The 23368-nt window shown below is 65.4% G+C and carries 19 protein-coding genes and 1 tRNA gene; 10 read left to right on the top strand and 10 right to left on the bottom strand.

All coding sequences use genetic code 11. The features are described 5' to 3' along the window. Positions 1-205 precede the first annotated feature (205 nt). Positions 206-430, top strand: a complete 225-nt coding sequence (locus ACYQ26_RS10395; RefSeq protein ID WP_459808821.1) for a helix-turn-helix domain-containing protein — start codon at positions 206-208, stop codon at positions 428-430. Positions 431-752: 322 nt separating this feature from the next. Here the strand turns inward: ACYQ26_RS10395 and ACYQ26_RS10390 are convergent, their stop codons facing one another. Next, complete coding sequence (locus ACYQ26_RS10390) at positions 753-1565, bottom strand: HD domain-containing protein (protein ID WP_459808820.1); 813 nt, start codon at positions 1563-1565, stop codon at positions 753-755. A gap of 65 nt (positions 1566-1630) precedes the next feature. Beyond that, entirely contained in the window at positions 1631-2110 is a 480-nt protein-coding gene (locus tag ACYQ26_RS10385) for a redoxin domain-containing protein (RefSeq protein WP_459808819.1), read from the bottom strand. 431 nt (positions 2111-2541) lie between these two features. Here ACYQ26_RS10385 and tatA point away from each other — a divergent pair, with 431 nt between their 5' ends. The 9 genes from tatA to ACYQ26_RS10340 all read left to right on the top strand — a co-directional run bounded on the left by tatA (position 2542) and on the right by ACYQ26_RS10340 (position 12572). Continuing rightward, on the top strand, positions 2542-2844 hold the full coding sequence (tatA, locus tag ACYQ26_RS10380) for a twin-arginine translocase TatA/TatE family subunit (RefSeq protein WP_459808818.1): 303 nt from the start codon (positions 2542-2544) through the stop codon (positions 2842-2844). A gap of 13 nt (positions 2845-2857) precedes the next feature. Next, a tRNA-Arg gene (locus ACYQ26_RS10375) sits at positions 2858-2930 on the top strand. A 452-nt stretch (positions 2931-3382) separates the two neighbouring features. Further along, on the top strand, positions 3383-7495 hold the full coding sequence (locus ACYQ26_RS10370) for a type II/IV secretion system ATPase subunit (RefSeq protein ID WP_459808817.1): 4113 nt from the start codon (positions 3383-3385) through the stop codon (positions 7493-7495). Continuing rightward, complete coding sequence (locus tag ACYQ26_RS10365; protein ID WP_459808816.1) at positions 7492-9567, top strand: type II secretion system F family protein; 2076 nt, start codon at positions 7492-7494, stop codon at positions 9565-9567. Before ACYQ26_RS10370 ends, ACYQ26_RS10365 begins: the two co-directional genes overlap by 4 nt. Positions 9568-9661: 94 nt before the next feature. Continuing rightward, positions 9662-10162, top strand: a complete 501-nt coding sequence (locus tag ACYQ26_RS10360) for a DUF7287 family protein (RefSeq protein WP_459808815.1) — start codon at positions 9662-9664, stop codon at positions 10160-10162. 4 nt (positions 10163-10166) lie between these two features. Continuing rightward, positions 10167-10841, top strand: coding sequence for a DUF7288 family protein (locus ACYQ26_RS10355; RefSeq protein ID WP_459808814.1), 675 nt, complete (start codon positions 10167-10169; stop codon positions 10839-10841). Continuing rightward, entirely contained in the window at positions 10835-11278 is a 444-nt protein-coding gene (locus ACYQ26_RS10350) for a hypothetical protein (RefSeq protein WP_459808813.1), read from the top strand. Before ACYQ26_RS10355 ends, ACYQ26_RS10350 begins: the two co-directional genes overlap by 7 nt. Continuing rightward, positions 11275-11805, top strand: coding sequence for a DUF7266 family protein (locus ACYQ26_RS10345; RefSeq protein WP_459808812.1), 531 nt, complete (start codon positions 11275-11277; stop codon positions 11803-11805). Before ACYQ26_RS10350 ends, ACYQ26_RS10345 begins: the two co-directional genes overlap by 4 nt. Next, positions 11802-12572, top strand: coding sequence for a DUF7289 family protein (locus ACYQ26_RS10340; protein ID WP_459808811.1), 771 nt, complete (start codon positions 11802-11804; stop codon positions 12570-12572). The genes ACYQ26_RS10345 and ACYQ26_RS10340 overlap by 4 nt, the downstream gene beginning before the upstream one ends. Positions 12573-12631: 59 nt before the next feature. Here the strand turns inward: ACYQ26_RS10340 and ACYQ26_RS10335 are convergent, their stop codons facing one another. The 8 genes from ACYQ26_RS10335 to cheY form a co-directional block, all read right to left on the bottom strand. Then, positions 12632-13897 (bottom strand): hypothetical protein, encoded by a 1266-nt coding sequence (locus ACYQ26_RS10335; RefSeq protein WP_459808810.1) that lies wholly within the window; start codon positions 13895-13897, stop codon positions 12632-12634. Positions 13898-14015: 118 nt separating this feature from the next. After that, entirely contained in the window at positions 14016-14834 is an 819-nt protein-coding gene (locus ACYQ26_RS10330; protein WP_459808809.1) for a CheR family methyltransferase, read from the bottom strand. Further along, a complete protein-coding gene (locus ACYQ26_RS10325; protein WP_459808808.1) occupies positions 14831-15352 on the bottom strand; it encodes a chemotaxis protein CheD in 522 nt (173 codons plus the stop codon). Before ACYQ26_RS10325 ends, ACYQ26_RS10330 begins: the two co-directional genes overlap by 4 nt. A gap of 4 nt (positions 15353-15356) precedes the next feature. Further along, a complete protein-coding gene (locus tag ACYQ26_RS10320; RefSeq protein ID WP_459808807.1) occupies positions 15357-16604 on the bottom strand; it encodes a chemotaxis protein CheC in 1248 nt (415 codons plus the stop codon). Beyond that, positions 16601-17206 carry a chemotaxis protein CheC gene (locus ACYQ26_RS10315; RefSeq protein WP_459808806.1) on the bottom strand — a complete coding sequence of 202 codons (606 nt, stop codon included), beginning with the start codon at positions 17204-17206 and terminating at the stop codon, positions 16601-16603. Before ACYQ26_RS10315 ends, ACYQ26_RS10320 begins: the two co-directional genes overlap by 4 nt. A 67-nt stretch (positions 17207-17273) precedes the next feature. Further along, entirely contained in the window at positions 17274-21539 is a 4266-nt protein-coding gene (locus ACYQ26_RS10310) for an ATP-binding protein (RefSeq protein WP_459808805.1), read from the bottom strand. Then, positions 21532-22935, bottom strand: coding sequence for a chemotaxis-specific protein-glutamate methyltransferase CheB (gene cheB, locus ACYQ26_RS10305; RefSeq protein WP_459808804.1), 1404 nt, complete (start codon positions 22933-22935; stop codon positions 21532-21534). Before cheB ends, ACYQ26_RS10310 begins: the two co-directional genes overlap by 8 nt. Next, positions 22932-23294, bottom strand: a complete 363-nt coding sequence (gene cheY, locus ACYQ26_RS10300) for a chemotaxis protein CheY (RefSeq protein ID WP_013880061.1) — start codon at positions 23292-23294, stop codon at positions 22932-22934. Before cheY ends, cheB begins: the two co-directional genes overlap by 4 nt. Positions 23295-23368: the final 74 nt, after the last annotated feature.

The following is a 23368-nucleotide window of genomic DNA, read 5'->3' as shown; positions in this document are numbered from 1 at the left end:
CGACCGCCGAGCTGGCGGGGATCCGGCGGTCACGACGATCGGTAAACCCCCCGTATCGCCCGCAATCGACCGCTACCGAGGGAGACGGTCCGGTTCGGGGATTTCGAACCGCGATCCCGAACCGCGCTCGAGTCCCCGAAGGCGTGCGTATTTCGACATCTGTTGTAACATAGGTTTATTATCGTCGAAACACAGGAGTTCGAGTATGAACCCGACAACGGCGCAGGGACTCGACGTGTCGATGCCGGAGGATCTCGCTTCGCCGCGCGCGAAGCTGGTCTATCTCTATCTCACGGCCTACGGCAGCGCGACGGCCGACGAACTTCGGTCGGCGCTGGACGTCAACAAGAGCACCGTTCTCTCGATCACCGGCACCCTTCGCGAGCGCGGCCACCTCGAGCGACGGAACGGTCGGTACGAACTGGTTTGAATCGCGGCTCGTAACGCGTCGTCGATAGTCTTTCCTGTCCAGTCCTGACTATCTCTCGGCCGGGAGTGGATTCGCCGCGATTGCGGCGAATCCACGACCCGGGGAAGGGCAGGCTGCCCCCATTTCACTCACCGCGAGCAGCCAACGGCTGCGAGCGGGCCGACGACTGATGTGGAGTGCGCGGCGCGTAGCGCCGCGAATAGGCGAACGGCGAAGCCGTGAGCCGAGTGACGTGAAGCGTCACGAAACGGAAGGAGGAGTGCTTTTCATCGAATTTTTGCCGAGGGCCAGCTTCGCTGGCCCGCAGCGCAAAAGTTTGTCTTTAGAGCTCGATCCGCTCGACGAGCTGGTCGGTCGTCTCGTTCGTGTTGACTGCGACGATCCGGATCTCGTCCTCGAGGCCGGAGTTGCGCAGTTTCGCCTTGAGCAGGTTGTCGACCTGGTAGACGCCGGCGGCGTTGGTCATCGCGATCTCGACCATCACGGGGCGGCTGTCGCCCTCGGTCAGGGTGACGCGCTTGATCGCCTGGCTCGAGAGGGTGTTGATACCGCGCCCGCCCTGCTCGTAGGGGATGCGCGAGCGGCCGCTCTCCATATCGAGGGCGTCGGCGACGCGGATCACGCCGGCCTCGGTCGTCAGCGGCGTTTCGGCCGTGTGGTGACAGAGGATCGCGTGCAGGACCTCGCCTTTCACGCGGACGGTCTCCGCGAGGTCGTAGAACTCCGGCAGCACGCGATCGAGGATGTCCGCCGCGAGCGGAATGGAGTAGTAGACGTGATCGTCCCGGTGGACGACGTGGCCGACGTCGTGTAAGGTCGCCGCCAGCGCGATGATGACGGACTCGTCCTCCTCCTCGAGTCCCTGCTGTTCCGCGTGGAACTCGACGCCGCCGGCCTTCAGCAGGTCGTACAGACAGAGCGCGCGGTTGCGGACGATCTCGATGTGTTTCTTCCCGTGGTCGTTGTACCGCATCCGATCGACCGCGTTGATGTTCTGGGCCTCGAGGTAGGTCTGGATTTCCTCGTCGGTCTCGATGAACTCGAGAACCTCGTTGAGTTTCTCGTCGGGGAAGTTATGCTCGGTGTCGGGGGCGTAGACGCGACCGGACTCGTCGTCGGCAGTCGAATCGCTCATACGCGAACGTCGGCTCCGGTCCAAAAAAGCGCTGCGACGCGACGACCGGTCGCGGGCGAGTCCCGTTACGCAGCGTCTTCGACGGCCGCTTCGACCTCGTCGTAGTCGGGTTCGACGCCGGGGTCGTCGCTGACCCACGAGTAGGTGATCTCGCCGTCGCCGTCGACGACGAAGACCGAGCGCTTGGCGACGCCGTAGACGCCCAGGTCGTCGAAGTCCATCTCGATGTCGTACTCGTCGATGATCTCCTTGTTCAGGTCGCTGATGAGGCCGAACTCGAGGTCGTTCTGGGCGCGGAACTCGTTGAGCGTGAACGGCGAGTCGCGGCTGACGCCGTAGACCGCGGCGTCGAGGTCCTCGAAGTTCGCGAGTCGATCCTGGAACGTGCACATCTCCTCGGTGCAGACGCTCGTGAACGCGCCGGGGAAGAACGCGAGGACGATCGGCGCGTCGTCCGCGAGGCGATCGGAGAGCGTGAACGACTCGATGTCGCCGTTTGCGAGCGGTGCGGTGAAGTCGGGTGCGGAATCTCCACTCGTTGCCATCGGCCGTGTATTACGTACAAGCAGGAAAGACAGTTTCGTTCGCGAACGGGATCGGCCGCTGCACCGCTCGGCAGCGGGTCGGCGGGCGGTCGATTCGAATCGGTTCGGCCGACCGACGATCCGGACCCAGTTTTAGAAACGTACCAGCGGGAGCTGATACCAGCGGCGGTCGTCGGATCGACTCTTTGCCCGTATACCGCCGGGAGCAGTCGTCCGACCGTCGATTCGGAGTTAGTCGACGGCTCCGGCCGAACGATCTCTCGCGACTGGAACCGCCTCGAGCGGACCTGCGATTGCCGTCGTTACTCCCTTGTCCAGTGTCGTATAGCGTTTCTAGACGGATATTACGCTCGAGCGGCGTCTCAGTGGCTCTTGCTTAACTGAGTGGTCCAAAAAGGTTATAATTGCCAGCCGGTAAGCCAAGCATAGAGATGGTAGCCGAAATTGCACCGCTGTTCATCCCCGGTGCACCCGGGGGTCCGGAACTACTGATCATCCTTTTCATCGCCATTCTGCTCTTCGGGGCGAACAAGATCCCGAAGCTGGCCCGGTCGACCGGCGAGGCCATGGGCGAGTTCCAGAAGGGGCGTGAAAAGGTCGAAACGGAACTCGAACAGATGCGCGAAACCGGCGAGTTCGACGAACTCGACGAGGACAACGACGACGACTTCGTCGACACGGAACCGGTAACCTCCGAGGAGACCGACACCGAGACCGAAACGGAAACCAACTAACGCGGTTTTTCCGGGGCGTGTGGCCTAGCGGAGAGGGCAGAAGGTTCCTAACCTTCTGATCGTGGGTTCGAATCCCGCCACGCCCGTGCAGCGAGACGACGAGCGACGCGAGTCGTCGAGCGAACCGGCATGGCGGGATTCTTGAATCAGGGAGCAGCTTCGCTGCGACCGCGGTTCGAATCCAGCCACGATTCCACCAACGAGTCCAAAGCGACGCTCTTTCCCTCGAGACGGTTTCTACTCCCGCGTAGCGGGTGACCGACCCCGGACCGACCGATCTACCGCAGTTCCGAACGGTACTCGAATCGTCGATCCGCGAGCACTCGCGCCGACAGTTCGAACCGCACCCGCTATTTATACTCGATAGTTCAGTAATCTGAATTGAATTCGATGTATCCGGTGGCTATTTCTATCGGTTGAGGACTCGAGACGCCGGAACAGACGATTATACCCGCTCGAACGCTCGATACGAATTTCGTTATCAGAAGTGGTAATGAGAACATGAATTTTTTGAAGGGTGAGGGTTTGGATGGAGTCAATGGCTATTGACGAGGGTGACCGGTCGGACGCCGGGGATTTTGCTTCGGGCGAGGCGTCCGACTCCGGGTCGGAAGACGAGCGGGCCGCCGGTTCCGATTTGGACTCGGATTCGGAGTCTGGGTCGGGGCCGTCGGTCCGAGTCGGCGAGTACACGTGGGAAGATTTCATGGCGGAGTACGGGTACGGTGACGAAATTTCGACGCTGTATCCGGACGATCCCGCTCCCGACGACGACCAGCTCGGCCTCGAGACGGGCGAAGCGGACGCGTCGACGGTCCCGAGCGGCGACGACTGGGAGCGGGTCGCGTTCGATCCCGAATCCTATCTCGGCTACCACCCGGACGACCTGACGGATCGCGTGTTGCCGATCGCGGGGGACAACGCGGATACGCTCTGGGACGAATTTCTCGAGTACGTCGATCCGGAGACGACGCCGGTCGTCAAAGACGTCTGGACGTGGGAACACTACAAGTGGGAGTACTACTACGAGGACGACGGTTCACGACCGCGCGATAGCGACGGCGAGGTCGTCGAGCACGACAAGGAGGACGCGCTCGGGTTCGATCCCGACACGCTCGAGGAGCGGCTCTCGGCGGGCGCGGATCGCGCCATGGAGCTCGACGACGTCGTCGAGGAACGGACCGTCAACGTGCAGGAGGATTTCGACGAGGACGACTTTTTCTCGACGGTCGACGGCGCGACGACGCTGACCAACCGGTACGACCTCGAGAAAGCCGTGCCGATGGAGAAGAAGACCCACTTTCAGGAGGTCGAGCGCTACTGGGTGAACAAACCCTACGCCTGCGTCGTCATCTTCCACTCGGAGCGGGAAAACGAGAAGAAGTACTACCTGATCGAACCCTACCTGAACGAGATCGAGGACGAACTGCAGGCGTTCCTCTCGGGCAAGCTTCGGACGGCGATCAAGTACTCCGACGACGGAATCAAGGAGAAGGCCGACGAGGACGGCCGGCGGATCGTCATCGAGGACGAGACCCGGCGACTGCTGGAGCGGTACGACCTCTACGAGAAAACCGCCGGCAGCAAGACGGCCGGCCTGCTCGAGACGGTCCAGTCGCTGCTGAACGACGACGATGACGACGAGGCGGACGACGGCCCGACCGAACTCGAGGGGATCGAGGTCCGCCCGGAGCCCGCGATCCTCGAGGAGGACCCGGACACCCTAAGCGAGTACCAGGTCGAGAAACTGCTCTACCTGCTGAAGCGCAACTTCATCGGCTACGAGCGCATCGACGGGATCAAACACGACATCAACGTCGAGGACATCTCCTGCGACGGGTACAACTCGCCGGTGTTCGTCTACCACTCCGACTACGAGCAGATCATCACCAACGTCTACCACGGCGAGGACGAACTCGACGACTTCGTCGTGAAACTCGCCCAGCGCTCGGGGAAGGGGATCAGCAAGCGCCTCCCGCAGGTCGACGCGACCCTCCCCGACGGCTCGCGCGCCCAACTGACGCTGGGCGAGGAGGTGTCCGACCACGGGACCAACTACACCATCCGTCAGTTCAAGGACGTCCCCTTTACCCCGATCGACCTCATCAACTGGAACACCTTCTCGCTCGACGAGATGGCCTTCCTCTGGCTCTGCATCGAGAACCACAAGAGCCTGATCTTCGCCGGGGGCACGGCGTCGGGGAAGACGACATCGCTGAACGCCGTCTCGCTGTTTATCCCCTCGAGCGCGAAGATCGTCTCCATCGAAGACACCCGCGAGGTCGAACTGCCACAGCGAAACTGGATCGCCAGCGTCACCCGGCCGTCGTTCTCCGACGACGAGCAGGGCGACGTCGACGAGTTCGACCTGCTCGAGGCCGCGCTCCGCCAGCGCCCCGACTACATCGTGATGGGCGAGATCCGCGGGGAGGAAGGGCGGACGCTGTTCCAGGTGATGTCGACGGGCCACACCACGTACACGACCTTCCACGCCGACTCCGTCGACGAGGTCCTCAAGCGGTTCACGACGGACCCGATCAACGTCTCGAAGACGATGTTCACCGCGCTGGATCTGGTCTCGATCCAGACCCAGACCCGGGTCCAGGGCCGGAAGGTCCGCCGGAACAAGTCCCTGACCGAGATCAACCACTACGAGGCGGAAAACGACGAGATCAACGTTCAGGACGTCTACCAGTGGCAGGCCGAGACCGACGAGTTCCTCAAGATGGGGGACTCGAACACCTTAGAGGAGATCCAGTTCGACCGCGGCTGGAGCCGCGAGAAACTCGAGGAGGAACTGTTCAAGCGGAAGGTCATCCTCGCCTACCTCATCAAGAACGGCCTGAACACGTACGCCGAGGTCGCCGCGACTGCCCAGGCCTTTATCAACGATCCCGACACGATCCTCACGCTCATCGCGAACGGGCAACTCGAGGACAGCCTCGAGGACCTCCGCGAGATGGAGAGCGTCCTGATCGACGTCGATCCGGAGAAGGAGGAACTCGTCCCACGGCCGGAGGCGACGGGCGAGACGTACAACACCTCGGTCGACGTCCTCGAGCGCGCCGAGGAGTCGCTGTTCGAGGAGTACCGCGGCAAAGTTCCCAGCGGCCTCGCGAGTGCGCTCGGCGACGTAGACGAGGCGGAGCCGATCGACGTCGCCGGGGACGACGAGTCGTCGTTCGACGAGTCGATCGACGACGCCGACGACGGCTGGGGGATCGACGAGCAGGCGGCCGCGTCGGCCGACGACGGGTTCGGAACGGGCGAAACCGACGATCAGCCGGCGTGGATCTCCGACGATACGAACTTCGACATCGGCTTCGACGAGGGCTCGAGTCCGGCTGCGGGGGACGTCGCGGGAGCCGAGGCCGGGACCGGGACCGAGGCCGGTTCCGGAGCCGGTGCCGAGTCCTGGACGGCGAGCGCCGACGGCTCGTCGACGGCCGAAAGCGCGGCCGAAGCCGGCGCCGACTCGGGCCCCGGCTCGTCGCGTTCGAGCGGCGGTGACCGAGAGATCGCGACGGGACAGTTCGACATGTCCCCGGTCGAGACGCCGTCGGCCGGCGGCCAATCGGCCTCGAGTGCCGGCCAGGCGGCGGGATCGGCGTCGGACTCGGAGAGCGACCCCATCGTGTTCCCGGCAGACGATGCGCCCGAGGACGGATTCGGCGGGTTGTTCGACAACATGGACGAGACGCTGAACGAGATGGACGAAGTCGCCGACGAGCGGTCCGCGTCGGGTTCGGTCGACGACGGGGCCGACGATGAGCCGGTCTTTACGGAGGGCGACTCCGCGTCGATCTTCGATCCCGAAGCGGAGACCGGGCCGTCGTTCGGCGATTTCACCGACGAACTCGAGGACACCCGTCCGTCGGAGTCCGGGCCTACATCTGGCTCCGATTCCGACGCCGAGACCGGGACCTCGTCCGAGTCTGGCGCGGCGTCGAGCGCGGCCGCGGAGACGACGGCGACGCCGACCGAGACGACGTCGCAGTCGGCGTCGGAGGCGGACGCAAGCGCGGAACCGACGGAACCCGCCCCGGACGATCCGAAACCGGAAGCCGAGTCGAGCACCGACTCGGAGCCGGAATCAGCGCCCGAACCGCCGACGATCGACGTCGACGAACCGTCGCCGAGCCCCGACACCGCCGATTCGGAACCGGGGGACGTCGCCGAGACGGGTGAAACCGAGACGGCGGAGACGGCTACCGACGACGGCGTCGACGACGGTTCCGACGCCGGCGACGCCGACGGTGGCGGCGACGAGGCCGCCGAACCCGCGCCGCCGATCGAAACGGATGCGGAGCCGCCGACGATCGACGTCGATCGCTCTGGGATCCAGGGCGACGAGACGGAGACGGCGACCGACGATTCGGAAGCCGACGCGGATTCGGAGTCCGCTGCGCCCGCCGAGCGAGACCCCGCGTCGACGAGCGACGACGACACCGGTGACGACGGCGAATCGATTTTCGGCCCCGACTCCGGCTCGGACTCGATCTTCGGCGATGACGACGGGTCGGACGCACCCGACGAGCCCGGATCGCTGTTCGGCGATTCCGCCGACACTGGTGACGATTCCGGCGACGAATCCGACTCGATCTTCGACGCGACGGACACCGAGAGCGACGACGAGGAGACCGACACATGAGCCTGCAGACCGACGATCGCGACACCGGCGGCGTCGCCGGCGGGTCGAGTTCTGATGCGCTCGGAAACGCCTTCTACCCGCTCTACCGCCTGCTGTTCGGCGAGGACAGCGAGTTCGTGGCCGACGTCGAGACCAAGCTCGCGCAGGCCCGGATGACGGATCCGGTCGAACTCTACCTCGCTCGAGCGCTCGGGATCGGCCTCATCACCGGGCTGGCCCTGTGGCTGATCGGGCTCACGATCGGCTACGGGCTCTTCGCGACGGGACTGATCACGGTCGGCGAACTGCTCGGCATTCCGCTCCACAACCAGACGCTGATCCAGATTATTGAGCGGCTCAAAGTTCCGGCGCTGATCTTCGCGACCGGGCTCGTGTTCGGCTCCATCGGATTCGCGCTCGGCTTCGGATCGCTGGCTGCAATCCCCTACTCGCGCGCGTCGGCCCGGAAGCGCGAGATCAACATGCTGCTGACCGACTCGGTCTCCTTCATGTACGCGCTGTCGGTCGGCGGGCTCAACCAGCTCGAGATCATCGAGGCAATGGCTCAGGCCGACGACACCTACGGCGAGGTCGCCAAGGAGTTCCAGAGCATCGTCAAGGAGACGGAGTACTTCGACGTCGACTACCGGACGGCGATCCGCAAGCAGGCCTTAGAGACCCCCAGCGACGAACTCTCGCAGTTCCTGACCGACATGCTCTCGATCGTCAACAGCGGCGGTGACATGGAGAATTTCCTCGAGGACAAGAAGGAAAAGCACATGCGCACCGCCAAGCAGGAGCAGGAGCTCACCCTCGAGACGCTCGAGCTGTTCGGCGAGATGTACATGACGCTGTCGCTGTTCCCGCTCTTGCTGATCATCATCATGGTCGTCATGCAGATGATTCCGCAGGCGGACGTGACGAACAATATGCTCTACATGACCGTCTACGGGCTGATTCCGCTGACGGGGATCGGCTTCCTCGTGCTGGTCTCGACGGTCAAACACGACGAGCCCGGCGACGGCTTCCTCTCGATGACCGACGACGACGGCCGCATCAAGCGTGCGCAACAGCAGGGGCTGCTCAACCTCGGACTCGTCGAGGCCTTCACCGGCGAGCACAGCGTCTTCGACCGCATTAAGAACCGCGAAGGGACCCACGAGACGATCGAGGTTCTGAAGCGACCGCACATCTTCTTCCGGGACAACCCGCTCTACACGCTGGCGCTGACCGTGCCCGTGTCGCTCGTCGTCATCACGGCGGCGATGGTCACCGGCGCGGCACCGATGTCGTGGAGCGGACTCCTCGAGAACCCGATCTGGGGGACGTTCGTCTACGTCTACCTGCCGCTGTACTGCGTGGCGATCCCGCTCTCGATCTTCCGCGAGTGGAACGTCAGATACCGAAATGGCGTCGTCAACCAGCTTTCGGAGAACCTGCGCAAGCTCGCCAGCGCGAACGATACCGGGCTGACGCTGCTCGAGTCGCTCAAATCCGTCTCGGACACCACGAGCGGCAAGCTGGCCCGCGAGTTCGAGATGATGCACACGAAGGTCAACTACGGGATGAGCCTGAAGGAGGCGCTCATCGAGTTCAATAACAAGTACCACATCCCGCGGCTCGCGCGGACGACGCGACTGATCACCGAGGCCCAGGAGGCGTCGAACCAGATCACGGACGTGCTTCGCACCGCCGCGCGCGCGAGCGAGAACCACGACGACATCGAACGCGACCGCAAATCCCGCACGCGGATGCAGGTCGTGATCATCGTCATGACGTTCATGACGGTCCTCGCCGTGATCGCCATCCTCAAGACGCAGTTCATCGATACGATGGCCGGACTGAGTCCGGGTAGTAGCGGCGGATCCGGAGGCGGTTCGAGCGGTGCGGGCGGTAACCTCGCGCAGGCGGACCTCAGCAGTAACGTGAACGTGGACATGCTGTCGGTGCTGTTCTTCCACGCGGTGACGATGCAGGCGATCCTCTCGGGGATCATCTGCGGCTACATCCGGGACGCGGACATCCTGAGCGGACTGAAGTACTCGGTTGTACTGGCAACGATCGCACTCGTCGGCTGGACGCTGGTGGCCTGACATGGCGGGAGCACGGTCACGAACTCGAGACCGATCCCGATCTCGAGCCCGCACGGCCGATCGGAATCGGACGCGAGACCGCCGACGGCGGACGGTGTCGGTTTCGCTGCGGGACCGCGGTCAGACCACCCAGGACTTCGCCATCGGGATCGGCGTTTTCATCCTGGCGGTCGCGTTCGTCTTCTCGTTCTTACCGTCGATCGTGACGCCCTACGATTCGTCCGTCGGCGGGGCGGAGACGGCGCAGGCGGACCGGATCGCGGATCGGGTCGTGCAGAACCTCTCGACCGGCGAGTCGCCCAACGAGATCAACGGGACGCCGATCGTCGACGGCGCGTGGTCCGACGCGCAGTTGGCGAATCTGACCGGCCTCCGGTCGACGACCAGCGATAGCGGTGATTTCGTCCATATTGATAAGGTAAACGTGACTATCCAGCATCTCAACGGCAGTGCCGTCGAGCATACGACCGTCGACGGCGTCGGACCGGCCTACGACGAGCAGCCGGCCGCCAGCTCGGCTCGAATCGTCTCCGTTGAGTACGATTCCGGCGGCTTCGACGAGCCGGGGTATCGGCTCCTCGTGAGGGTGTGGTGATCGCATGACGGACGGAACGACGAACGACAATCGCGACGGCGACCCTGCTCGTGACCGCGCGCAGGCCTACACCCTCGAGGGGTTCATCGGCGCGATGGTCGTCCTGATGGCGGTGCTGTTCGCACTCCAGTCGGCGGTGATCTCCCCGACGACCGGCGGGCTGGCCGATCGGACCGTTCAGGCGCAACTCCAACAGGAGACCCAGGACGCGCTTACCGTCGCCGCTGCGAACGAAAACGGGAATCTCTCCACCATGCTCCGGTACTGGGAGGAAGACGACGGCGATATCGTCTTCAAGGGGACCGACCAGCCCGGTCCGAACGGCGAGCAGGTGTACAGCGCGGATACGTTCGGCGGCAACTTCACGCTCGGACAAATCTTCGACCAGCGACTGACGGAGACCGGCCGGAATTACAACGTCGAACTGCGCTACGCGAACGGCAGCAGCGGCGAGTTCGAGACGACGCACCTCGTCTACCAGGGAAGTCCCGCGTCGAGCGCACAGACGGCGAGCTATATCGTGACGCTGTACGACAACCAGTCGGTGACCGGGACGGACGAGTACGCGAACCTTAGCGACGCCGAGTCCAGCGGCACGCCGCCGATTCCGGAACATCCCGACACGGGCTCCGGCAGCCCGATCTACAACGTCGTCGAGGTGCGGGTGATCGTATGGTGATCGACGAGACGAGCGACCGATCGCGCGGGCAGCTCATCCTCATTGGCGCGATCGCGCTCGCGTTCATCGTGCTCGGAATCGTCGTCGTGTTCAACGGCGTGCTGTACACCGAGACGATCTCGTCCGGAACGGCGAGTCAGGGCGGGAGTTCGGCGGCCGTTACCGACGCCGAACTCGAGCAAAGCATCGGCTGTATCCTGACGCGATACGACCGAACCGAGACCGCCCAGGCCGAAGACGAAATCGAGGCTTTCGGAGAGATCTATCGAAACGTGAGCGCACAATCGGAGACGACGCTGATCACCGTTAGCGACGTCGATGTGACCGATACCGGCAGCGACATTACCGCGACCGTGAACATCACGTACGATTCGTACGATCTGCGGTACGACCAGCAGCGAGAAATCGAACCCGCGGATTGCCCCGAGAACGTATGATCGAGAAACGACCGTCCGAGGAGCGAAATCAGGGTCGAGATCGAAACTGGAACCGGGACCGGGACCGAGACCGAGGCGTCTCCATCGCGATCACGCACGTCCTCACGATCGGCATCACGACGATCCTGATCGCGATGCTGGTGATGAGCGCCAGCACGATGCTCGAGTCGGAGACGGACCGATCGATCGAAACGTCGCTCGAGACGGTCGGCGAGCGTCTCGCCGACGAGATCGCGAACGTCGATCGGATCGCGAGTCGCAACGGAACTGGGACCGTGACCCTCACCGTCGATCACCCGCGGACGGTCTCGAGTAGCGGCTACACCGTCGAACTGTTGAACGACTCGAGCGAGGCGCCGCTGATCGAGGACGGGCCCTGTCTGCGGCTGACCGCGCGGAGCGCCGACGTCGTCGTGTACGTGCCGGTCGCCGTCGACGCCGACCTCGAGGGATCGGCGACCGGCGGGACGATGGAGATCAGCGCCGACGGCGACGGGACGATCACGATAGCGGAGGTGGACGAATGAGCGACCGTCACGACGGTGGCGGTCGACCGACGCTCCCGCTGCAACGAGACGAGCGGGCGGTCTCCGAACTAATCGCGTTCATCCTCGTGTTCGGAATCATCCTCAGTTCGGTCGCGGTCCTCTCGGTGACTGGGTTTCAGGCGATGGAAGACTACCAGGAGGTCGAACAGCAGCGAAACGCCGATCGGGCGATGACCGCTCTGGCGGCGAACTTCAACGATGTCCTGCGGTCCGACGGCGTCGAGCAGCGGTACGGCGAACTCACGCTACGCGGCGGAACGATCACGGTCGACGAGGGTGTCGCACTGAACGTCTCCGTCGACGGCGATTTCATCGGCGACAAGTCGGAGTTCGACCTCGACCACGTCAGGGACGGCAATTCGCTCCCGCTGGGTGCGTTCACGTACGAGTCCGGCGACGCGTCGGTCAAGTACGAAGGCGGCAGCGTCGTCCGGACGGAAGCGACGGGAAGCGTGGCGCTCGAGGAACCCCGAATTCGGTACGACGACGACCGCGACGTCGCGATCGTGTCGCTGGTGGTCCTCGAAGAGAGCGGCCGCTCGATACAGAGTCACGGCGGACAGGGGGTGACCATCACGGTCGAGAATCGGACGAGCGCGGTCTACCGGTCGACGGAGGTAAACGTCTCGGTCGTAAGCGGCGACTCCCACGGGGTGTGGAAAGACGACATCCTCACGGACTGGTCGAACGAACGGACCGTCGATCGAGTGCTCGTGACGGTCGTCGAAGCGAAGGTCGAATACTGAACCGACGGCGAATCGGACGGCCGCCTCGAGCACGAGGCGACCGCTCCTGCTGTTTTTCGCTACTCCCAATCGCCGGTCAGGAGCACTCGAAGTCCCGCACGCGAGGCGAGCGCTCTCGCACGCTCGGCGTGCGTTTCCGCGTCGCCGGCGGTTTCGAGGTAGAGTCCGTTCGACAGTTCGTAGGGGGCAGCCATCGGCTCGCCGTCGGCGCGGACGGGGTCGGCGTTCAGCAGCGTCGGCTCCTCGTCACCGTCGTCGGGACTCCAGGGGACAGAGACCCCCGAGAGACCGCGTTCGAAGAGGTACTCCGTTACGCCGACGAGCGCCCGCTGCGAACTCGAGTGGCCGATCGCGCCGATCGAGCCGCGGTCGTTGAAAAAGCGGGCGACGTACTCCCCGTCGTCGCGGTCGGCGTCCGCCGTAGGCGCGTCGGTCGTACGCCGCTCCGCTGCCGTCGCTTCGCCGTCCGACGCCGATCGGGATTGCGTCGCGGTCGTATCGTCCGGTTCGCCGATCGTGTCCGACTGCTCACGCTGTGGCGGCCCCTCGAGCGCGCCGTCGGAGCCTTCGCGATCGCCGCTCCGCTCCCGACTCGGCGACGGTTCCGATTCGCGGCGGCCGGTCGAACTCGAGTTCGAATCCGCGGCCGTCGGATCGGTAAACTGGAACGAGACGTCGTCCGACGGAGAGTCGAACCGCTCAGCGTTGGTTTCGGCAAAGGAGACGACTAACTGCTCGCAGAACCGCTCGGCGGCGGCCTCGAACTGGTCGGCGTACATATCGCCCGCCGTCTCCGTCAACCGGTCGACGAACGCCTCGACGAGCGTCTCCTGGCGGACCGCGAGTCGCCGCGCGACGGCGGGTTCCGAGTCCCGATCGAGACGGCGCGAGAGGGGCGCCCGCGAGAAGTGTTCGATCACCGACTTGTGGTCCGGAAGGGCCGGCAGCCGACACGCGAGCCGTTCGACGTCCCGCGTCCCGGCCAGAAACAGGTACTCGCGGCCGTTCGTGTAGATCGCTCGATCGACGCCCGTCCACGCCATCGCCTCGAGCAGGCCGCGGGCCCGCGACTCGTCGAGGGACTCGTCGTAGGGAGCGACGGCGACGAACAGGGCGGGAACCGAATCGACGCCGAGGACGTAGTCGAGGCGGGTCTCCTCGACGGTCGTCTCGACGGCGACCGCGTCCGCGCGGGCGTCCCAGCCGAGGCTCTCGAGGAAGGGCTCGACGAGCCACGTGCGCGTTTCGCGGCCGGTCGTCGGGGGCGCGGACTCGAGGAGCGCCCGCGCGCGACCGACGAACGAGCGGAGATCGGGGCCGGACATCGTATCGTTCGGTCGTAGTTCGGGACCGATTATGTAAGGAGCGGGTGCGACTCAGGCATCGATACGCGCATGGCGTTCGCGGGATCGACGGCTCGCCTCCGGGAGTCCGGGAAGGTCGTCACGACGAGATTTCTGCCGCGTCGCGCTGGTAGATCCGGAGGCGGGCGTCGTACACCGAGAACGCGGACTTGAGGTTCGGCGGGATCGTCTCGGCCTTGCCGATGACGAGATAGCCCTCCTGTCGGAGCGACCGCGCGATCACTTCCAGCATCGACTGTTTGTACTCGTTGTCGATGTAGATGAACAGGTTCCGGCAGACGACGAGGTCGAAGCCAGACTTCGGATCGCCGTTGATCAGGTCGTGGCGTTCGAACTCGACGGTCCGCTTGACGGCGTCGTCGATACGGTAAATTCGTCCGTCTCGGTCGACGTACCGCGAATAGTCCTCAAGGAAGGACAGCTGGTCGGCCATGTCGACCGTCCGCGACTCCTCGTAGACGCCCTCGCGGGCCGTCTCGAGGGCCGGTTCGCTGATGTCCGTCCCGAGGATCGAGATCGAGGACGCATCGATCTGGGCGTCATCGTGGGCGAGCATCGCCAGCGAGTACGGCTCGCGGCCGTCGGCGCAGGCGGCGCTCCAGATCCGGACCTCGCGGTTTTCCGCCGAGAGCGTCCGGAGGACGTCCCGGATTCCGGCCCAGACGTCGGGGTTGCGGAAGAAGCCGGTGACGTTGATGCTCATCGCCTCGAGCAGCGCTTCCTGTTCGTCCGCGTCCTGCTGGAGGAACGTCAGGTACTCGTCGTAGGTGTCGTTTTGCGTGCGACGCATTCGCGAGGAGACTCGCCGGTCGAGGTAACTGTCGTTGTAGTGGCTCGTCGCGAAATCCAGTTCGTGCTCGACGAACGAGAGCAGATCGTCGAAAGAGTCGTCTGTCACAGATCGGTCACTCCGTTGGTACCGTCGTCGGTGGAGGTTTTGACGCGAAGCGTGCCGGACGCCGGCGTAAACTCGACGGTCCGGCCGCGGTCGCCGCCGACGTCTTCGGCGATCAGCGGGACGCCGAGCTTCTCGAGTTCCTCCTTCGCGGCGGCGACGTTTCGCTGGCCGACGCCGTCGCCGAAGCTGTCGAACTCGAACATGTCGCTGCCGCCCGCGATCTTCGCTTCGACGGCCGTGTAGTCGGCGCCGCGTTCGACCATCCGCCGCAGGAGGGCACGGATCGCCGTGTCGGCGTACTTGCCCGGTTTGCGGTCGCTGTTGGTGGCCGCGTCGCCGTCGGGGAGCATCGCGTGGGCGAGTCCCCCGATCTCGGCGTCGGGATCGTAGAGGGCGATCGCGAGACACGACCCAAGTCCGTAGGATTTGAGCGTCTCGTCGCCGTCGCCGACGGCCAGCTCGGAGATGCCGACCTTGACCGGCGACGGCGCGCCCGGTTCGCTGCCGTACGTTTTCATGATTTCATGACTCGTTTACTTGCTGAAAGTCCGCCGTGGTCGGCGTATCCTCGATGCGGTCGACGTCGAGATCGTTGAGCGCCCGCTCGAGGTCCGACTCGTCGGGGATGGCGTACACTTCGCAGTCGAACTCTCTGCCGTCGGCCGTGATGACTGTATCGAAGACGAACGCGAACTCCTGGTTCTCGCCGAGGTGGATCACGACCGGATCGACCGCGGCCGCGCCGATGTCGTGGATGAACTCCGGCGTCGAGTGGTCGATCGTCGTATCGAGGACGTTCGCCCAGCCGTCGAGGAAGCCGCTGGCCATGATGTTCCCGAGTTCGGTAATCGCGCTCCGGCCCATCTCGTCGTAGCCGTCACCGTCGCCGCCGGACGCGCCGGCGCCCGTCGGGACCATCGCGTCGATGATCTCGTCGGCCGACTCCTCGTCGAACAGAAAGAGGAGGTAGCCGCTCGGGACGCCGTCGAACTCGAACGCGACCCCGACCAGCCGCTCGTCGGCCACCTGCTCGGGAATCGCCTCGAGCGAGAGGAAGTTCAGCCGGCGGATGTCGACGCTCGTCTCGATGCCGGTCAGCGTCGTCGCCGTGTTGGCGATCTCCTCGGCGCCGCGCTCGGCCATCCGGTCGAAGCCGTCGAGTTTGTCGTACTCGATGCCGTCGCTGGTGCGCAGTTGGTCCAGCAGGTCGGCCATCGACTCCCGGGTCGGGAACAGGTAGTGGTGGAAGCCGACTTCGGTGCCGACGGCCTCGATGTTGCTCTGAAAGAGCAAGGCGAGTTCCTCGTCGCTCGCGCCCTCAATGTCGCCGAGGAAGGGATCCGCTGACTGCCCCTGGACGAACTCGGGGGTCGAGACGTCGATGACGGTCTCTAAGACGTCCGCCCAGCCGTCGATGAAGCCGTTGTTCATGATCTGGCCGACCTCGGTCGCGGCGGAGCGGTTCATCTCGTCGAACTCGTCGGCCTCGGACTCGGTGACCAGCGTCTCGACGATCCGAAGCGCGTTCTCCCGCTCGAAAACGATCACCGACTGGCCCTCGATCGCGCCCGTGAGTTCGACGCGGACGCCGACCTTCTCCGACGAATCCTCGAAGTCGCGGCGGATCTCGCGGCCGCGCATGAAGTTGAGCTTCGTCACGCCGACGCGCGTCTCGACGTCGGTCATGTGGGTCAGCCGGCCCGCGGCGAGTCCGGCCCCCTCTCGAGCCATTCGATAGAACGTTCCCAGCGCGTTGACGTCGAGTTTCATGCGGATTGCACGTCCATCCCGTTGACCATTTCGACGAACTCCTCGAGGTCGGGGAAGGCGTAGATTTCGGCCTCGATCTGATAGCTCGGGACTGAGAGGTCCGAGTCGAAAAACAGCGCGAGGTCGTCGTCGCCCAGTCCGGCCGTTCGGGTGACGATGTCTTCGGTGGGCGCGTAGACGAGCTGCGGGGCGGCGATGTCGATGACGCGCCCGAGCACGTCGGCCCAGCCGTCGATGAAGCCGCTGGCCATCATGTTGCCCATCTCCTCGACGGCGCTGCGGGCCATCTTGCCGGAGACGTCGGACATGTCGTCGACGACGTCGTCGAGCATGATCGCGGTGATCTTCTTCGCGCTCGCCTCCGGGAAGAGGATGAGGATGTGACCGTGTGGCGGGTTGAGCAGGCGGACGCGGACGCCGACGCGCTTCCCGTCGTCGAGCTGGGACTGGATGTCGTCGACGTCGACGAAGTTCGTCTTCGTCACCTCCATCTGGGCGTCCTGGCCGGTCAACTTGCTCATGTTGTCGGCGACGCCGTTCGTCCCGACCTTGGCCATCTCGTTTATGAAACTCAGCTTGCGGATGTCGACCTTTAGCGTCATCTGTTCCTGGTCCTCCGTCGATGTGCGTCTGTGTCTGCGTGTGCGTGTGAATCTGCGTCGTTCGCGTTCATAGTGTCGTCACGTCCAGAATGTTGACCACCTTCCCTCGGCCGCGCACCGTCGCGCCGCTGAGGCCGGGGATACCGCGCATGAACCCCTCGAAGGGCTTGACGACGACCTCCTGTTGGCCGTGGACACGGTCGCACCGGATGGCGACCGGACGGACGTCGTCGCGGATTCGAACGAGGACGTCGCCGCCGGCGGTACCGGCGATTCCGTCGTCGCTCCCGCCATCACCGCCGTCACCGCCGTCACCGTCGACGGCGGCGGCAGCGCCGGCTGCGCCGTCGGCATCGCCATCGCCGTCGACCGCCGTCGTTTCGAGCGTCTCGTTCAGTCCGATCACGGGGATCGGATCGGCGTCGTCGCGGGGGAGCACGGGCTCGCCGTCGATCATTTCGATCGAATCGGCGGGTTCGACGTCGTGGACGACCTCGGTCGGCAACCCGAACTCCTCGCCGCCGCTCTCGACGAACAGGACGTCGTCGATCGCGATCGACACCGGCAGGGTCATCGTGACGGTCGTCCCCTCGCCCGGCGCGCTGTCGATCGAGACCGTGCCGTCGAGTTCGGTCACCGTCCGGTCGACGACGTCCATCCCGACCCCGCGGCCGCTGACGTCCGTCACTTCCTCGGCGGTCGAGAGGCCCGGATGGAAGACGAGGTCGTAGACCTCCTCGTCGGCCATCGCTTCGGCCTCCGCCTCGGTGAGCACGTCCGCCTCGACCGCCTCGGAGCGGATCCGGTCGGGGTTGAGCCCACCGCCGTCGTCTTCGACCGTAATCGTCACGCGATCGCGTTCCCGCGTCGCAGTCACCTCGACGGTCCCCTCGCGGGGTTTCTCCGCGTCTTCGCGGTCTTCCGGCGGCTCGATGCCGTGGTCGACCGCGTTGCGAACCAGGTGGATCAGCGGATCGCTGATCCGGTCGAGGATCGTCCGATCGAGTTCGACGTCGCCGCCGTCCATCTCGAAGGCGACCTCCTTGTCCTGTTCGCGGGCGATGTCGCGGACGACCCGCGGCAGCCGCCCCGTCACCGTCTCGAGCGGGACGAGTCGCACGTCCATCACCGTCTCCTGGAGGTCGGTCGTCAGGTCCTCGAGCGCGTCGAGTTCCGTCTCGAGGGCCTTCCGGTCCTCGTCGGCCTCGACGGCGTGGCGAAGGCGGACGCGACTGGTCACCAGTCCCTCGACGAGCGTGAGCAGTTCGTCGACCTGCTCGACGTCGACGCGGAGCGACTGGATCTCGTCGGGGCCGTCGTCACCGTCCTGCTGGGTCTCCGGCTCGGGCACCGTGACGTCTGGAATCTCGATCCCCGGCACGTCGACGATGCGATCCGGCGTCTCGTCTGCCCCGGTCGCTCCGCTCGAGGCGTCGTCGCCGAACGAGTCGCGTTCGAACGCGGCCCCGTCGTCGGTTTCGGTCTCGGTTCCGATTTCGGGCCCGTTCTCGACATCCGACTCGCCGAACGATGCGGATTCCGAGTCGAGGTCGGTGAACGCGTCGTCGCCGAAGGTGTCCTCGAAGGACGCGTCCGAATCGGGGTCGAACTCCAGCGCGTCGAGCGAGTCGTCGAGATCCGCCGAGTCGACGTCCGGCGAGTCGAGCGCTCCCGAGTCGATATCGTCCTCATGAGAGACCTCGATGTCGGGATCAACAATAGCGAATGCGTCGTCCGTCTCGAAGTCATCGTCAGCGAAGTTCTCATCGGGGAAATCGTCGGCTCCGATGTCGGTATCGGTGTTGGAGACGTCCGGTTCGGCGAACGAGTCCTCGCCGAACTCGTCTGCGTCGCCGGCCGACGTAACGGAGTCCGAGACGTCGAACTCGTCCGAATCGATCGCACCGTCGTCGAAAGCACCTGCCGAGTCGGCTTCCGACTCGAGTTCGGCGTCGTCGGTCGACGCTGTAGAGGCGTCGTCGGTCGCGAGATCGACGTCCAACTCGTCGTCATCGGCGGCGACGGTCTCTCCCTCGTCCTCGTCACTGTCGACCGCCGAAAACGCCGCCTCGAACGCCTCGTCGGCGGTACCGGACGGCGTACTGGGTTCGGTCCCGGTTTCGAGGTCGGATTCGTCTTCGACCGCCTCGTCTGCGGACGCCGAGCCGACGCGCTCCGTCTCGTCCGGTTCCGGATCGGCCTCGGTCCGATCGTCGCTACCGACTGTCACGTCATCGTCTATGTCGTCGGCGGCTGCCGAGTCGGCCGTCGCAGTCTCGTCGGCGTCGGCAGCCGAGCCGACGGTCGCACCGAGGTCGCTGAAGTCGACCATCTCGTCCCCGCCGGCGCTTCCGGCAGTGGAATCGGCGCCGTCTGCGGCAGCTGCCGCGTCGTCCGATTCGTCATCGGTCGCCGGCTCGAAGTCGTCCGTCGCCGGCTCGAAGCCGCCGGTCGCCGAATCGAAATCGGCGACGGCCGTCGGCGCGTCGTCGCCACTGCCGCCGTCATCGTCGGTACCGACCTCATCGCCGGAATCGGCGTCCTCGAGGTCGTCGTCTTCGTCGTTCGCAGCCGACGCGCTCGGCGACTCGAGCGGAATTACACCGTCTTCGGCAGCGTCGTCCGCCGGTTCTGCGCCTACGGACGGTGCTGCCGTCGTCGGTTCCGGTTCTGATTCCGATTCCGGTTCCGGCGCCGACTCCGGCGTTTCAGCCGATTCCATCGTCTCTGTCGCATCGTCGACGACTGTCTCCGCGGGTTCGTCCGCCGAATCGCGGTCGTCCACAGGCGACTCGAGGCCGGATTCGGCTTCGTCGGCCGTCTCGACCGCGTCCGTCGCCTCGACTGCGCCGACTGCGTCGGCGACGTCGCCGTCGGACGGCTGATCGGCGGTCGGTTCCGCCCCGTCGACAGCCAAATCCGCGTCCGCTGTTGCATCGTCGGCTTCGGCGGTCGCACCGTCGGTCCCGTCCGACTCGAGGAACGGGTCCTCGGCGCCGTCCGCGACGTCGTCGCCGAGGAGTTCGTCCATGCTGACCTCGTCGTCGGTGTCGAACTCGTCGAACTCGAGTTCCGCGAGCTCGTCCTGGAGCTCGTCGAAGCCGACCATCTCGACTTCGTCCTTGAGCTCCTGGAAGACGGCGTCGGCGTCCTCGACGGAGTCCTCCGCCGAGGCGGGATCGGCGACTGCGGATTCGGAGTCGGAACCGGAATCGGATGCCGACTCGGACCCCTCGTCGCGTTCACCGCTCGAGTCGGTCGCGGTAGCGGCCGCCGACTCGCCGGCGGAATCGTCGGCGTCGCTGGCCGCCGGCTCGCTTGCGTCCTCGTCGAGAACGGGATCGACGTCGATGTCGACCTCGTCGTCGCCCAACAGATCGTCGAACGAGCCGGCTTTCCCCATGTCGTCGAAGGCGTCGAGGTCGTCGTCGTCCTCGACCTCCTCGACCATCGAGTCCAGGTCGTCGTACTGATCGAACTCGCCGAGCAGTTCGTCGACCTCGAGGTCCTGCGCTTCGTCGGCCGAGATGTCGGCGTCCGCGGGCGTCGCATCGTCGCCAGCGTCGCCGTCACCGCCGTCGTCACCGCCAGCCGCTCCGGCGTCGGCCACCGCGGCGAAGCGGTCGGTCACCTCGAGCAACTCGAAGTCCGCGACCTCGTCGACCGGCTCGAGGCCGGACTCGATCGCCGACTCGGTCACCGCGCTCGCGAAGACGGCGTCGAAGCGACCGTTGTACGCGTGCGCGTCGATCGCGTCGCGCGGCGGGTCGGTTCCGATCAGGTCGAACGCGTCGATCAGCGCCTTGACGATCAGGATGCCGGCGTTGTCGCCGTCGGCTTCGTCCTCGTCGACCGAGAGCCGGGCGAGGTAGACGTTCCGGTCTTCCGCCGGGGGCTCGAACCGCGAGAGCACGTCCTCGATCTCGTCGTCCGACGGCGGCTGGATCGCCGCCGGCCCCTCGAGGTGGTCCCGAAGGGCGTGGATCGTCTCGGACGGATCGGCGTCGACGTCGTCGGCCCCGTCGGCGGTCTCGATGATCGTCTCGAGTTCGTCGACGGCGTCGAAGACGTCGTCCATCACCTCCGGCGAGACCTCGAGCGCGCCGCCGCGGACGGCGTCGAGGAGGTCCTCGATCGCGTGCGCGAGTTCGCTCGCGGACTCGAGGCCGGCGGCGCCGCAGTTGCCCTTGAGCGTGTGGGCGACGCGGAAGACGTCCTCCACCGCCGCCTCGTCGTCGGGGTTGCGCTCGAGGGTCAACAGGGCGTTGTTCAGCTCCGTGATTCGCTCGGTGCTCTCTCGGACGAAGTCGGTCCAGTACTCGTACTCAGTCATCGCGGTCACCCGCTTTCGCGTCCAGGTCCGGGTCTGGGTCTGGGTCCGACGTCGCGTCCGCGAACGCGGCGACGATCTCGTCGACGATCGCGGAAGCGGGCGCGATCGAATCGACGCAGCCGGTTTCGATCGCCTGACAGGGGATGCCGAAAACGGGGCTGGTCGCCTCGTCCTGTGCGATCGTTCGCCCGCCCGCAGCCTTGATCGCCTCGATGCCGGCGGCGCCGTCGTCGCCCATGCCGGTCAGCACGACCCCACAGAGCGGTCCGTCGACGCGGTCGGCGGCCGTTTCCATCGCGACGTCGATCGACGGCCGGATGCCTCGATCGTCGCGCTCCTCGACGAGGCGGACCCGCAGCGAGTCCCCGAAGTCGGCGCCGACCTCGAGGTGGGCGTCGCCGGGTGCGACGACCGCCTCGCCGGGGCCGATCCGGTCGCCGTCGCCGGCTTCGCGGACCGCGTACGGCCCCATCGCGTCGAGTCGGTCGGCGAACCGCCCGGTGAAATCGGCCGGCATGTGCTGGACGACCAGCACCGTCGCGCCGAGCGCGATCGGCAGGCGCGCGAACAGTCGCTCGACGATCTTCGGGCCGCCCGTGGAGGCGCCGACGACGATCGTCGGGCCGCGCGTCCCGTCGTCCGCACCGTCGAAACTGACCGCGGACGCCGAATCGTCGGTGTGCGCGGCCGCGTTCGCTGCGGTCGGCCGCGCATCGGTTTCCGGTTTCGTCTCCGGAGCGGCCGGGGCGATCGACTCGACCGCCGTCTCGCCCTGCGACTGCGTCCTGGCGGCGCTGACCGTCGACGGATTCGAACGGTCGGCGCGTGCCGAGCCCGAGCGGGGACGGGAGTCAGCGTCCGATCGCGCGCGCGACCGGGAACGGCCGTCCGGTTCCGATCTCCGCTCGGCGTCGGTCGTCCGCGGGCGAGCCAGCGCCGACACGTCGGCGCCGTCCAGCCGATCGATCTTCTCGCGGAGGTCGTCGACGAAGTGGGCGATGTTGCGCGACCCCGATCCGTCGGGTTTCTGGAGGAAGTCGACGGCGCCGGCCTCCAGCGCGTCGAGCGTCGCCGCCGCGTCCGCGTCGGTGTACGCGCTGGCCATGATGACGGGCGTCGGCGCCGCCATCATGATCCGCTCGACGGCCTCGATGCCGTTCATGTCCGGCATCTCGACGTCCATCGTCACCACGTCGGGAACGAACGCCGCGTTCGGGTCGGCGCTCGAGTTCGACGGACTCGAGTTCCCGTCGGAAGCCTCGGTCGCGCCCGTCACGACCTCGACCGCCTCGGCGCCGGTGTCGGCCGTTTCGACGTCGTAGCCGGCGTCGCCGAGCGCGTTGCCGACGACTGTTCGGAAGAACTGAGAGTCGTCGACAACGAGTACTCGCGTCATGCCGCAGTGACGTCCGTAAGCGCTTTTCTGACGCTCGGTTCCTCGAACGGCTTCGTCACGTAGCCGTCCGCGCCCGCTTTGACCGCGAGTTTCATCTTTTCCCGCTGTCCGACGCTCGTGCACATGATAACGCTGGCGTCGGGGTCGATTTTCTTTATGGCCGCGGTCGCCTTGATGCCGTTACATTTGGGCATCACGATGTCCATCATCACGATGTCGGGATCGTGTTCCTTGTACAACTTGACGGCTTCCGCCCCGTTCGACGCCTCACCCAGGATGCGGTATTCCTGCTCGAGAATCTGACGGAGGAGATTCCGCATAAAATGGGAGTCGTCTACGATGAGCACCCCTGTCGACATTCACTAGTACACCAAATTCTGGTAGAAATACAACTACCATAAATGCTGTCTCCCTATTATCACACGTGATAACC

The organism is Halopiger thermotolerans (genome assembly GCF_054654555.1).
This window is presented reverse-complemented; position numbering and strand designations above follow the sequence as displayed.